This is a genomic window from Phytohabitans sp. LZ39, assembly GCF_059359075.1.
The window spans coordinates 293,593-306,468 of sequence record NZ_JCADBM010000007.1 but is presented as its reverse complement, the minus strand read 5'-3'; the positions used below and the strand labels follow the sequence as shown (position 1 = coordinate 306,468).

Below are 12,876 nucleotides of genomic sequence, written 5' to 3'. Positions count from 1 at the left end.
GAACGTATGGGCGCAGGCGGCCCCCGCTAAGCTCCAATTCCATGGCGATCGAGTGGGCCGGTTTGGGTCCGGAGGTGCTGCTGCGGCTCGACCGGGACGGGGCCGAGCCGCTCCGCGCCCAGCTGGAGGGCGGGCTGCGCGCGGCGATCCGGGAGGGGCGGTTGCAGGCGGGGGAGCGGCTGCCGTCCACGCGCGAGCTGGCCCGGCAGCTGGGCGTGTCGCGCGGCCTGGTGCAGGACTGCTACGGCCAGCTCTACGCCGAGGGCTACCTCACCGCGCGGGTGGGCTCGGCCACGCGGGTCGCGGCGGTCGCGGCGACCAGCTCCACAGTGGACAAGAGCCGGCCGGAGCGGCCGGCGCCGGGGACGGACTTCGCCTCCGGCGTGCCCGACCTCGCCAGCTTCCCCCGCGCCGACTGGGGTTGGGCGGTGCGCGAGGCCTGCCGCACCGTGGCCACCGCCGACCTCCACTATGGAGACCCGCGCGGCGACCGCACGCTGCGCCGCGTGCTGGCCGGCTACCTGCGCCGGGTGCGGGCCGCCGTCGCCGACCCGGCCGACATCGTGGTCTGCACGGGCTTCGCCCAGGGCCTCGGGCTGGCCTTGCGGGCCCTGTCCCGCCAGGGGGTGGGCACGGTCGCGGTCGAGGATCCCGGGTACGGCCGGGGGGAGACCCTCGACGCGGTCGGCCGGCTGGGCTTCGAGGTGGTGCCGGTACCCGTGGACGAGGGCGGCGTCGACGTGGCCGCGCTGGCCCGCACGGGTGCCCGGGCGGTCGTGCTGACGCCGGCCCACCAGTCGCCGACCGGCGTCGTGCTCGCCCCGGACCGCCGGCACGCGCTCGCCGCCTGGGCCGCGGAACGCGACGCGGTGATCGTCGAGGACGACTACGACGCCGAGTTCCGCTACGACCGCGAGCCGGTCGGTACCCTCCAGGGCATCGCGGCCGCGCGGGTGGTGCTGCTCGGCACCGTCAGCAAGTCGCTGGCGCCGGCGATGCGGCTCGGCTGGGTGGTCTGCCCGCCGCACCTGACCGCCGCGATCGTGGAGGAGAAGCGGCTCAGCGACCGCGGCTCGCCCGTCCTGGACCAGCTCGCCCTCGCCCGCCTGATCGAGTCCGGCCGGTACGACCGGCACCTGCGCCGCATGCGCGGCGTGTACGCGGCCCGCCGCCAGGCCCTCGTCGACGCCCTCGCCCGGCACGCGCCGGGGGTGCGGCTGACCGGGCTGGCGGCCGGCTTCCACGCGGTGGCCCACCTGCCGGCGGGCCGGCGCGAGGAGGACGTGGTCGCGGCGGCGCGGGAGCGGTCGGTCGGGCTGTACGGCATGAGCGCCTTCCGCATGTCCGGCGCCACGACGCCCGCGCAGCTGGTGATCGGCTTCGGCAACCTCGGCGAGCGCGCCATCGAGGAGGGGATCGCGGCGGTCGGCGACCTGCTGGGTACGAAGGGGGGGTGATCGCGGTCGCGGCCTTGTGGATCGGCTCGATCAGTTTGGCCATCAGGCGCCGAGCCGAACAGCACGCCGACACCCGCCGACCTGCTCGCCGCCATGCGGTCGATCACGCCATAGGATGCGGCGCCATGGGCAGATGGCGGCGGTGGTGGCGGATCGTCCAGCGGGTCGGGCTGGTCGCGCTGGCGGTGGTGGCCGCGTTCGCCGTCCTGGTCGGGCTCGTCTCGCTCTGGGCGGTGCGCCGCTCCTTCCCCGAGTACGGCGGGGAGAAGCCGCTGCCCGGGCTCGCCGCCGACGTGACCGTCTACCGCGACGCGTACGGGGTGCCGCAGATCTACGCGGGCAACGCCGCCGACATGTTCCGCGCCCAGGGGTACGTGCACGCGCAGGAGCGCTTCTGGGAGATGGACTTCCGCCGCCACGTGACCGCCGGGCGGCTGAGTGAGCTGTTCGGCCGCGACCAGCTGGAGACCGACACCTACCTGCGTACGCTCGGCTGGCGCCGGGTCGCCGAGCGGGAGTGGGGCATCATCGCCGAGGAGAGCCGCGGCTTCCTCCAGGCGTACGCGGACGGCGTCAACGCCTGGCTCGACCAGCACGGCGGCGGCGAGCCCGGCGCCGACGTCAGCCTGGAGTACGCGGTGCTCGGCCTCACCAACCGTGGCTACCGGATCGAGCGGTGGAGCCCCGTCGACAGCCTCGCCTGGCTCAAGGCCATGGCCTGGGACCTGCGCGGCAACATGTCCGACGAGATCGAGCGGGCGATCCTGGCCGGCAGCGGGCTCGCCCGCGAGCAGGTCGGCGAGCTGTTCCCGCCGTACCCGGAAGATCGGCACCGGCCCATCGTCGGCGGCGGGCGGGTCAGCGGCGGCGCGTTCCTGGCGGTGGACGCCGGCGGCGCCGGAGGCGGCTGGCTGCCGGCGCTGGCCGCGGTGCGCGACGGGCTCGCGAGCCTGCCGGTGCTCCTCGGCCGCCAGGGCACCGGCCTCGGCTCCAACTCCTGGGTGATCGCCGGCAGCCGCACCGCGACCGGCAAGCCGCTGCTCGCCAACGACCCGCACCTGTCGCCGAGCATGCCCGGCATCTGGTTCCAGGCCGGGCTGCACTGTGGATGCGGCTTCGACCTGTCCGGATTCACGTTCGCCGGGGTGCCGGGCGTGGTGATCGGTCACAACGACGCGATCGCGTGGGGCTTCACCAACCTCGGGCCGGACGTCACCGATCTCTACCTGGAGGACGTCGCCGGCGACAAGGTGCGCGTCGGCGCCGGCTGGCAGGACCTGGAAAAGCGCACCGAGAACATCAAGGTCGCCGGCGGCGGCACGGTGACTGTCACGGTGCGGTCCAGCCGCAACGGGCCGCTTGTCTCCGACGCCTCGAAGGAGCTGCGCCGGGCGGGCGACCGGTATGCGGTCGCGCTGCGCTGGACCGCCCTCGACCCCGGCCGGACGATAGACGCGCTCTTCGCGCTCAACCGGGCCCGCGACTGGGCCACCTTCCGCGCGGCGGCCGCGCTCTTCGAGGTGCCCGCGCAGAACCTCGTGTACGCGGACGTGTCCGGCAACATCGGATACCAGGCGCCCGGCCGCATCCCGGTGCGCGGCAACGGTGACGGGCGGTGGCCGGCGCCGGGCTGGGACACCAGCTACGACTGGCGTTCGTACATCCCCTTCGCCGAGCTGCCGAGCGTGCTCAACCCGGCACAGGGGTACGTCGTGACCGCCAACCAGGCGGTGGTCGGTTCCGGCTACCCGTACCTGCTCACCCACGACTGGTCGTACGGCTACCGCTCCGAGCGCCTCAACCAGCTCGTCGAGCAGGCCGGCCGCACGGTCACCGCCGACGACGCCGGGCGGATGCAGATGGACGGGTACAACGGGCTCGCGCCCATCCTGGTGCCGCACCTGCTGCGGGTTTCCTCTACTGTGGACGCCCGCGACCTGCTGCGCGGCTGGGACTACCAGCAGCCGGTCGACTCGGCGCCGGCCGCGTACTTCAACGCGGTGTGGCGGGCCCTGCTCGCGCGCACCTTCGACGAGCTGCCCGACGACTACGAGGCGGACGGCGGCGACCGGTGGTGGGAGGTCGTCCGCGGCCTGCTGGAGCGGCCGTCGTCGCCGTGGTGGGACGACCGCGCGACGTCCACTGTGGAAACCATGGACCAGGTGCTGTCGGCGTCCCTTGTGGACGCCGCCGACGAGCTGACCGACCGGCTCGGCGACGACCCGGCGGGGTGGCGCTGGGGCGATCTGCACACGCTGGCGCTGCGCAACGAGAGCTTCGGCGAGTCCGGCGTCGCCCCGGTCGAGTGGCTGTTCAACAAGGGTCCGGAGCCGGTGGCGGGCGGATCGTCCATCGTGAACGCGACCGGCTGGGACGCCGCCGACGGCTACGAGGTCGACGCCGTCCCGTCGATGCGCATGGTGGTCGACCTCGGCGACCTGGACGCCTCCCGGTGGGTGCAGCTGAGCGGCAACTCGGGGCACGCGTTCAGCGCGCACTACGCCGACCAGTTCGGGCCGTGGCGCCGGGGCGAGCTGCTACCGATGCGCTGGGACCGCGCGACCATCCGCCGCGAGGCCGCGCACACCCTGCACCTGACGCCGGCGTAGCGGGCGGCCGCGTCCAGCCGCGGGTGTTCGTCGCGTCCGGAACGCTCCCGCGAGCGCGGACGGCCCCGGGCCGACCGGGATGGCGGTCACTGGGCGTCGGAGAGCTTGGCGATCGTCGCGGTGGCCCTCCTGACGGTGCGGATCCGGCCCGACGGTATCGCCTCGTCGAGGAAGGCGTAGCGCTTGGCGACCTCGGCGTGGCCCCGTTCCTTGGTGGCACGCCACCAGTCGCCGATGTCGCCCCAGCCGGGCGCCGACAGGGAGCCGCCGAAGTGCTGCACCGACAGCGCGGCCACGAGGTTGGCGAACGCGAGCCGGTCGGCGAGCGGCCAGCCAGCGAGGGTACCGGCGATGAAGCCGGCGCCGAAGACGTCGCCGGCGCCGGTCGGGTCCAGGGCCTCGACCGGGATGCCCGGCACCGACGCCGCCTCGCCGGTGCCCGCGTCGAGGGCGAGCGCGCCGGCCGGGCCGCAGGTGACGACGGCGACCGGCACCCGTTCGGCGAGGGCGCGCAGCGCGCCGTCCGGTGTGTCGGTGTGGGTGTAGCGCATCGCCTCGACCGCGTTGGGCAGGAACGCGTGGCAGTGGTCGAGCACCGACAGCGCCTCGGCCGACCAGGAGCCGGTGGCGTCCCAGCCGGCGTCGGCGAAGACCAGCGTGCCGGCCGCGTGCGCGCGGCGCACCCAGGGCATCGGCTCCCGCTCCAGGCTGACGTACGCGGTGCGGGCCGCCGGCAGGTCGCCGACCAGCCCCTCCACGGTCGCCGGCGCCGGGTGACCGTGCGTGATCATGCTGCGGTCCCGCTCGTACGCCAGCGACACCGTCACCGGCGAGTGCCAGCCGTCGAAGCGGCGGGACGAGGAGAGGTCGACGTTCTCCTCGCCGGCGAGGATCTGCCAGCAGAAGTCGCCGTACGCGTCGGAGCTGATCGGCGAGCTCAGCCCGGTACGCACGCCGAGCCGGCTGGCCGCGACCGCCAGGTTGGCGATGCCGCCCGGGCTGGAGCCCATGCCGCCGGTCCACACCTCGGTGCCCGGCGCGGGCAGCGCGGGCAGGCCGGTGAAGATGATGTCGAGGTAGACGATGCCGGCCGCGAACAGGTCGAGGCGGGGCCCGTCCACAGTGGCCGACATCTGCCGATCATGCCACGGGCTGATCACCCTCGGCGGGAAGAGTCACGCGGACGAGCAGGCCGCCGCCGTCGCGGGGCTCGGCGGTGACCTCGCCGCCGTGCGCGCGGGCGACCGAGCGGACGATCGACAGGCCGAGGCCGGCGCCGCGGTCCCCGTCGACCCGCTCGGCGCCGTACCGGCGGAACGGCTCGAACAGCCCCGGGATCTCGTACCGGGGCACGACCGGCCCGGAGTTGCTGACCGTGAGCTCGACGAGGCCGTCGGGCAGCGTGCGGCAGGCAACCCGCACCCAGCCGTCCGGTCCGGTGTTGTGCCGGATGCCGTTTTCGACCAGGTTCTGCACGAGGCGTTCCAGCAGCACCGGGTCGCCGAGCGTGGGCGCGGGCGACGGCTCGCCGCCGACCCGGACGTCCGCCTTGTCCGCCTCCGCCGCCAGGTGGGTGACCGTGTGCTCGACGATGTCGGCCAGGTCGACCGGGCTCTTGTCGAGCATGTCGTTGTCGGTACGGGCGAGCAGCAGCAGCCCGTTGATCAGCCGCTCGTGCCGCAGGTTGATGTCGAGCAGCAGCTCGGTCAGCTGCCGCACCTCCGGCGGGAGGGCGTCCCGGTGCGCCGCGTACTCCAGCACCGCCCGGCTCAGCGTGAGCGGGGTGCGCAGCTCGTGCGAGGCGTTCGCGACGAAGCGGCGCTGGCCGTCGAACGAGCGGTCGAGCCGTTCCAGCATCGTGTCGAACGTGTCGGCCAGCTCCTTGATCTCGTCGCGCGGGCCGGCGAGGGCGATCCGCTCGTGCAGCCCCCGGTCGGCGGCGGGCGCGGCGGCGATGCGGTGCGCGGTCTCGGTGATCTGGTGCAGCGGCTGGAGCGCCCGCCCGGCCAGCAGCCACCCCAGCCACACCGCCACGGCGGTGACCAGCACCAGCGCGATCGTGCCGGTGGTGAGCATGTCCTGGAGGGCGGCGTCGCGCAGCTTCTGCGGCAGCTCCGACAGGTAGACCTGGTTGCCGTCGGGCATCGCCACCGGCTGGTCGGCGCCCTGCCCGCGGGTCTGCGTCGACAGGTACCGCACGGCGGTCGGCATCCGCTGGCCGACCAGCACGTAAGTGACGGCCAGCAGCACGATGCCGGCGGCCAGCAGCAGGCCGCCGTAGAGCACGGTCAGCCGCGCCCGGATGGTGAGGCGACTCATCGGATCACGTACCCGTCGCCGGGTACCGTCTCCACGACCGGCGGGTCGCCGAGCTTGCGGCGCAGTTTGAGGATCGTCACCCGTACCGCGGCGGTGAACGGGTCGGCGTGCTCGTCCCACACCTTCTCCAGCAGGTGCTCGGCGCTGACCACCGCCCCGTCCGCCCGCATCAGCTCGGCCAGCGTGGCGAACTCCTTGCGGGACAGCGACACGTACCGCCCGTTCCGGTACACCTCCCGCCGCGGCAGGTCGACGGTGATCCCGGCGCGGGTGAGCACCGGCGGCGCGGCCGGCCTGGCCCGCCGGCCGAGGGCCAGCACGCGGGCGGCGAGCTCGGCGAACGCGAACGGCTTGGGCAGGTAGTCGTCCGCGCCCAGCGAGAGGCCGGCCACCCGGTCGCCGATCTCGGCCGCCGCGGTGAGCATCAGCACCCGCGTCTCCGCGCCGGAGTCGACCAGCGCGCGGCACACGTCGTCGCCGTGCACCACCGGCAGGTCGCGGTCGAGCACCACCACGTCGTAGTCGTTGACGCCCAGCCGTTCCAGCGCGGTGTCGCCGTCGTACGCGACGTCCACCGCGTGGGCCTCACCCCGCAGCCAGCGGGCGATCAGGTCGGCGAGCAGCCGCTCGTCCTCGGCGACCAGTACACGCATCGCCCAATGATTACCGACCGTCGTGTTCGTTCCGCGTTAACGCCCGCGGAAACCGCCGGGTAACGCGCCGCCGCGTTCACTCGTCCACGGTCGCCGGCGCCGTTCGCCGGCCCGAACAGGAGTGACGGATGAGACGACGGATGGCAACGGTGTTCGCGGCGGCGGTGTTCGCCCTCGCGCTCGCCGGCTGCGGCGGCGATGACGGCGGCGGCGGGGTCGCCTCGGCGGGCGGCGACGGGAGCGCGGCACCGGGCGCCAGCCCTTCGGCGAGCAAGGACACCTACCAGGCGATGCTCGAGTTCACCGAGTGCATGCGCGGCGAGGGCGTCGAGATGCCGGACCCGGAGCCCGGCGGCGGCGTGCAGCTGCGGTTCCAGGGCAGCGACCCGAAGAAGGTCGACGCCGCGATGGCCAAGTGCCGCCACCTCATGCCCAACGGCGGCGAACTGCAAAAGGCCGACCCGGAACGGATCGAGAAGGCCCGCCAGTACTCCAAGTGCATGCGCGACAACGGAGTGACGAAGTTTCCCGACCCGGACCCGGAGACCGGCGGCATCATGCTGCGGGGCGGACCCGACAGCGGCCTCAACCCGAACGACCCGACGTTCGCCGCCGCGCAGAAGACCTGCGAGAAGCTGCGTCCGGTCCCGCCGGGGAGCGGCGGATGAGCAAGCGCAAACGCGGGCGCGCGCTGCTCGTCGCGGGGGTCGCGGTCGCCGCGGCGGGCGGCAGCGCGGCGGCGGTCACCCTCGACCGCGGCGACAGTGGAAAGGCCGGCGGCAGCACTCTGCCGCCGGCCACGGCCCAGGTGCAGCGCTCGACGCTGGTCGACGCCGAGACGGTGGACGGCACGCTCGGCTACGGCACGGAGACCGCCGTCACGCCACGCCTGCGCGGCACGGTCACCTGGCTGCCCGCGGCCGGCTCGACGGTCAAGCGGGGCGGGCGGCTCTACGGCGTCGACGACACGCCGGTGGTGCTGCTGCGTGGCACGCTGCCGCTCTACCGGCCGCTCGCGCCGGGCGTCGAGGGCGCGGACGTGAAGCAGTTCGAGCAGAACCTGTCCGCGCTCGGCTACGACGGCTTCACGATCGACGAGGAGTACACCGACTCGACCGCCGACGCCGTCCGCGAGTGGCAGGAGGACCTCGGGCTCGACGAGACCGGCACGGTCGAGGTCGGCCGGGTCGCGTACGCCGTCGGCGACGTGCGGATCTACGAGGTGGGCGGCCAGGTCGGCGACCCGGCGGGCGGGCAGCCGGTGCTGTCCTACACGGGTACGACCCGCGTGGTCACCGTCGACCTCGACGTCGACCAGCAGCGGCTCGCCGCCAAGGGCGCCGCGGTGAGCGTGGAGCTGCCGGACGGGCGTACCGCCGACGGCAAGGTCGCCTCCGTGGAGACCGTCATCGAGCTGGGCGGCGGCACCGGGCAGGAGCAGGAGCCGGAGACCAAGCTCGAGGTCACCGTGGCGCTCACCGACCAGAAGGGGCTGGGCACGCTCGACCAGGCCGCGGTGGACGTGTCGTTCACCGCGGAGAAGCGGGAGGACGTGTTGAGCGTGCCGGTCGCCGCGCTGCTCGCGCTCGCCGAGGGCGGCTACGGCGTGCAGGTGGTCGACGGCGCGTCGACCCGGATCGTGCCGGTGGAGATCGGCATGTTCTCTGCCGGCCGCGTCGAGGTCACCGGCGACGGCCTCGCCGAGGGCACGACCGTGGGCGTCGCGTCATGACCGGTCACCCAGTGGACGAGGACCCGGTGGGCGGCGCGGCGACCGGTCACCCGGTGGGCGGCGGCGGCGTGACCGGTCACCCGGTGGGCGGCGGCGTGACCGGTCACCCGATGGACCGCGTGACCGGTCACCCCGGGGCGCGGGCGACCGGTCACACCGCGGAGGCCGTGCCGCGTCACGTGCTGGAGCTGGTGGACGTCACGAAGACGTACCCGGGCGGCGTCGCGGCCGTGCGTGGCGTCTCGCTGGCCGTCTCCCGCGGTGAGATGGTGGCGATCGTCGGCCCGTCCGGCTCCGGAAAGTCGACGATGCTGCACCTGATCGGCACGCTCGACCGCCCCACCACCGGCACCGTGCGGGTCGACGGCTGGGACGTCGCCCGCCTCTCCGACCGGGAGCTGTCCGCGCTGCGGGCGAGCCGGATCGGGTTCGTCTTCCAGCAGTTCCACCTGGCGGCCGGCGTGCGCGCGGTGGACAACGTGGCCGACGGCCTGCTGTACTCCGGCGTCTCCCGGCGGGAGCGGCGCAAGCGGGCCGCGGCGGCGCTGGAGCGGGTGGGCCTGGCCCACCGGCTCGACCACCGCCCGCACGAGCTGTCCGGCGGTGAACGGCAGCGGGTGGCGATCGCCCGCGCGGTGGTGGGTGAGCCGGCGCTGCTGCTCGCCGACGAGCCGACCGGCAACCTGGACACCGCGTCCGGCACCGCCGTGATGGCACTGCTGCGCGAGCTGCACGCGGCCGGCACCACGATCGTCGTGATCACCCACGACCTGGAGATCGCGGCCAGCGTGCCGAGACAGGTGCGGATGCGCGACGGCCAGGTCGAGGCGCCGGTGGTGGCGGCATGACGACCACCACCCATCGGCTGGCGCCGGCGCGCATGCGGGCGTCCGACGTCCTGCTTGTCGGCGGGGCCGGGCTGCGGACCAGGCCGCTGCGGGCGTTCCTGTCCGCGCTGGGCATCGCCATCGGCATCGCCGCGATGGTCGCGGTCGTGGGCGTCTCCACGTCCAGCCGCGCCGACCTCCAGCAGACGCTCGACCGCCTCGGCACCAACCTGCTCACCGCCGGGCCGGGCAACGACATCTTCGGCGACGCGGCCACGCTGCCCGACGAGTCCGTCGACATGATCAGCCGGATCGAGCCGGTCACGCAGGCGTCCGCGGTGGGGAAGGTGCCGGACGCCAAGGTGTACCGCTCCGACCGCATCCCCGAGATCGAGACGAACGGCCTGCTGTGCCTGGCCGCCCGCGAGGACCTGCTCGCCACGGTCAGCGCCACGGTGGCCAGCGGCACCTGGCTCAACGAGGCCACCGCCCGCTATCCGGCGGTCGTGCTGGGCAGCGCGGCGGCGACCCGCCTCGGCGTCGGCGCGGCCGGGCAGGACGTCCAGGTGTACATCGGCGGCGAATGGTTCACCGTGATCGGTGTCCTGGACGCGGCCCCGCTGGCTCCCGAGCTCGACTCGGCCGCGCTGATCGGCTGGCCGGCCGCCGAGTCCTATCTGGACTTCGACGGCCATCCGACCACTGTGTACACCCGCGCCCGCGAGGAGCACGTCACGGCGGTGCGCGACGTGCTGGCGGCCACGGCCAACCCGGAGGCGCCGAGCGAGGTGGACGTCTCCCGCCCGTCCGACGCGCTCGCCGCCAAGCAGGCCGCGGACCGCGCGTTCACCGGCCTGCTGTTGGGCCTGGGCGCGGTAGCGCTGCTGGTCGGCGGCGTGGGCGTGGCCAACACGATGGTCATCTCGGTGCTCGAACGCCGCGCCGAGATCGGCCTGCGCCGCTCGCTCGGCGCCACCCGGGGGCAGGTGCGGGTGCAGTTCCTGTCCGAGTCGCTGCTGCTGTCCGCCCTGGGCGGCGCCGGCGGGGTGGTGCTGGGCGCGGCGGTGACCGCCTTCTACGCCGCCACGCAGGACTGGCCGGCGGTGATACCGCCCTGGGCGGCCGCCGGCGGCATCGGCGCGACGCTGGTGATCGGCGCCATCGCCGGCCTCTACCCGGCCATCCGCGCCGCCCGCCTCCCTCCGACGGAGGCGCTGGCCACGCCCTGACGGCGGGCTGTGCCGGCCGCCCGGTACCCCGGGCGGCCGGCCTACCCTTGACCGTCCAGGGCGGTGCCCGCCCGGGCCGGCGAAGCCGGGTGGTGGCGGCCCACCCGCGCCGGCGACGCCGGCCACCGCACCAGCCAACCTTTTGGAGGCCGCATGGAGAAGGTCGACTACGACGCACGCCTGCACGCCGTCTACGTCGACGGCCGGCAGATGTCATCCGAGGCGCTGGACACCTGGACGGCGGCGTTCGCCCGCCACCTGCCGCCGGCGCGGCCGCTGGTCTGGCTCGACCTGGGCTCGGGCACCGGCCGGATGGCGCCTTCGCTGGCCCGTGCCTTCGGCGGCCCCGTACACGGGGTGGAGCCGTCGGACCGGATGCGGGCCCAGGCCGTCGCCCGCGCCGGCCACCCCGCGGTCACGTACCTGGCCGGTTCCGCCGAGCGCATCCCGTTGCCGGACGCCTCGTGCGACGCGGCGTTGCTGTTCTTCGTCTGGCACCACGTGGCCGACCGCGCGAGCGCCGTGCGGGAGCTGCGCCGGGTGGTCAAGCCGGGCGGCACGCTCTTCGTCCAGATGAACTTTTCCGACCGGATGCCGGACGTCTGGTGGTTTCGCCTGGTGCCCGAGTGGCTGGACGCCGACCGGGCGCAGTTCCGGTCCGTGGCGGAGGTGAGAGCTGACTTCGAGGACGCCGGGTGGACGCTGGTCTCCCGCGACGAGGTCACCTGGCCCGCTCGGCGAGCCTGGCCGAAGACTACGAGAAGCTGAAGCTGCGGGCGGTCTCGGTCTTCGAGCACCTGAGCGAGGAGGTCGTCGACGCGGGCTTCGCCAGGATCGAGGCGGCCCTGCCCTCCCTCGACCCCGGGCCGCCGTACGAGACCAACGAGCTGCTCGTCTTCCGGACGGGTTTCTGACTGAACGCGTCATTTTTTCGCGTGTCGGGCGTTGGTACCGGTGGGGAGGTACCAGCGGATGGACGACGGGACGGGACGCCGGCCGCCGGCGTGGGTGACGGACCAGCGGTCGCGGTCGCTGCGGCGGCACCGCACGCCCGCCGGCGCGGTCAAGGACGCGTGGCGGGCGGCGATCGAGCACCAGGGCTGGGTGCGGCCGGAGGACTGGTGGCACCCGGCCGTCGAGGCGCTGGCCCGCGCGGTCGCGCGCCGGCAGGACGTGCGGCCGGCCGGCACCCGGCTCGGGCACGCGCGGGCGCGGGCGGGATGGGGGATCCGGCGGACCGTCGACGACGTCTTCGCGCTGTACCGGCGGATGCCTTTCACCGGCCCGCCTTCCCGGCTGGTCCGCGCGGTCGTCGAGGCGTGGGCCGAGGTGGCGCTGGCGCCGACCGACGTGACGCTCTGCGGCGACCCGCGCCGCGGGTCGGTGACGGCCAGCTACCTCGCCTCGCTGCTCGCCGGCGTCTACCAGCTCGGCGGCGAGGACGGGCCGCCGCTGTCCGACGAGTTCATCGTGCTCGTCGTCGACGTGCCCGCGCCGGAGGGCGGCACCGGCTGGGAGCCCGTCACGCTGCTGCTCGACCAGGGCGCCGCGCTGCTGCCGGTGCTGCCGGCGCACGCGCTGATCGTAACGTTCTCACCGGGGCGGGTCGGCACGCTGGTCCGCCGCGACGCGGCCCTGCGTCCCCTCGTGGCCAAGCTGACCGCGCACGCGGGGGAGGAGGGGAGCGTCGTGCTGACCGCGGAGATCCCCCAGGACGTACCCGCCGCACACCGCCTCCTCGACCGGGTCGCCGCGGGTTAGCCGACCTGTTCCAAGACATTTTCGAGCTACCGCGACGTCCGTCGTGGTCCCGACCGTCGCTCCCGCGGCCTCACCCGTCCGCCGCTGGTCGCGCTCACCCCGCGTGCCCTGCTCTCAAGAGGGCAGCCCTGTCACCGTCTGGGCGGGTATACGGGAGCCCTGTTGGGAATTACGCCCAAGAGGTCCGCCGCTGACGCGGACGCGGGCAAACATGCCTCGAAGGAACGCCACGACGAGCGGCGACCCTGACTATGAAAGGTCCGTATGGGGCGGGCCGGCACCGCCGGGG

At 74.4% G+C, this 12,876-nt stretch carries 12 protein-coding genes; 9 read left to right on the top strand and 3 right to left on the bottom strand.

The features are described 5' to 3' along the window. Window positions 1-41: 41 nt before the first annotated feature. Both pdxR and AC5L36_RS16770 read left to right on the top strand, forming a co-directional pair. Window positions 42-1,457, top strand: coding sequence for a MocR-like pyridoxine biosynthesis transcription factor PdxR (gene pdxR, locus AC5L36_RS16775; protein ID WP_441216705.1), 1,416 nt, complete (start codon window positions 42-44; stop codon window positions 1,455-1,457). 125 nt (window positions 1,458-1,582) lie between these two features. Further along, a complete protein-coding gene (locus AC5L36_RS16770; protein WP_441216704.1) occupies window positions 1,583-4,066 on the top strand; it encodes a penicillin acylase family protein in 2,484 nt (827 codons plus the stop codon). An 86-nt stretch (window positions 4,067-4,152) separates the two neighbouring features. Here AC5L36_RS16770 and AC5L36_RS16765 read toward each other — a convergent pair whose 3' ends face one another. From AC5L36_RS16765 to AC5L36_RS16755, 3 genes are read right to left on the bottom strand one after another with little or no spacing between them, the layout of a single operon-like run. Beyond that, window positions 4,153-5,199, bottom strand: coding sequence for a PfkB family carbohydrate kinase (locus tag AC5L36_RS16765; protein WP_441216703.1), 1,047 nt, complete (start codon window positions 5,197-5,199; stop codon window positions 4,153-4,155). Window positions 5,200-5,206: 7 nt separating this feature from the next. Next, the gene (locus tag AC5L36_RS16760; RefSeq protein WP_441216702.1) at window positions 5,207-6,385 is read right to left on the bottom strand and encodes a sensor histidine kinase; all 1,179 of its coding nucleotides are present in this window, start codon (window positions 6,383-6,385) and stop codon (window positions 5,207-5,209) included. Next, window positions 6,382-7,038: a response regulator transcription factor gene (locus AC5L36_RS16755; protein ID WP_441216701.1), complete on the bottom strand. Its 657-nt coding sequence runs from the start codon at window positions 7,036-7,038 to the stop codon at window positions 6,382-6,384. The genes AC5L36_RS16760 and AC5L36_RS16755 overlap by 4 nt, the downstream gene beginning before the upstream one ends. 128 nt (window positions 7,039-7,166) lie before the next feature. Here AC5L36_RS16755 and AC5L36_RS16750 point away from each other — a divergent pair, with 128 nt between their 5' ends. From AC5L36_RS16750 to AC5L36_RS16720, 7 genes are all read left to right on the top strand, one after another. Continuing rightward, window positions 7,167-7,706 carry a hypothetical protein gene (locus tag AC5L36_RS16750; protein WP_441216700.1) on the top strand — a complete coding sequence of 180 codons (540 nt, stop codon included), beginning with the start codon at window positions 7,167-7,169 and terminating at the stop codon, window positions 7,704-7,706. Continuing rightward, the gene (locus tag AC5L36_RS16745) at window positions 7,703-8,770 is read left to right on the top strand and encodes a peptidoglycan-binding protein (RefSeq protein WP_441216699.1); all 1,068 of its coding nucleotides are present in this window, start codon (window positions 7,703-7,705) and stop codon (window positions 8,768-8,770) included. Before AC5L36_RS16750 ends, AC5L36_RS16745 begins: the two co-directional genes overlap by 4 nt. 179 nt (window positions 8,771-8,949) lie before the next feature. Further along, the gene (locus AC5L36_RS16740) at window positions 8,950-9,618 is read left to right on the top strand and encodes an ABC transporter ATP-binding protein (RefSeq protein ID WP_441216851.1); all 669 of its coding nucleotides are present in this window, start codon (window positions 8,950-8,952) and stop codon (window positions 9,616-9,618) included. Then, a complete protein-coding gene (locus AC5L36_RS16735) occupies window positions 9,615-10,826 on the top strand; it encodes an ABC transporter permease (protein ID WP_441216698.1) in 1,212 nt (403 codons plus the stop codon). Before AC5L36_RS16740 ends, AC5L36_RS16735 begins: the two co-directional genes overlap by 4 nt. 153 nt (window positions 10,827-10,979) lie before the next feature. Further along, the gene (locus AC5L36_RS16730) at window positions 10,980-11,594 is read left to right on the top strand and encodes a class I SAM-dependent methyltransferase (RefSeq protein ID WP_441216697.1); all 615 of its coding nucleotides are present in this window, start codon (window positions 10,980-10,982) and stop codon (window positions 11,592-11,594) included. Continuing rightward, window positions 11,522-11,740: a hypothetical protein gene (locus AC5L36_RS16725; RefSeq protein ID WP_441216696.1), complete on the top strand. Its 219-nt coding sequence runs from the start codon at window positions 11,522-11,524 to the stop codon at window positions 11,738-11,740. The genes AC5L36_RS16730 and AC5L36_RS16725 overlap by 73 nt, the downstream gene beginning before the upstream one ends. A 58-nt stretch (window positions 11,741-11,798) precedes the next feature. Beyond that, the gene (locus AC5L36_RS16720) at window positions 11,799-12,587 is read left to right on the top strand and encodes a hypothetical protein (RefSeq protein WP_441216695.1); all 789 of its coding nucleotides are present in this window, start codon (window positions 11,799-11,801) and stop codon (window positions 12,585-12,587) included. Window positions 12,588-12,876 lie beyond the last annotated feature (289 nt).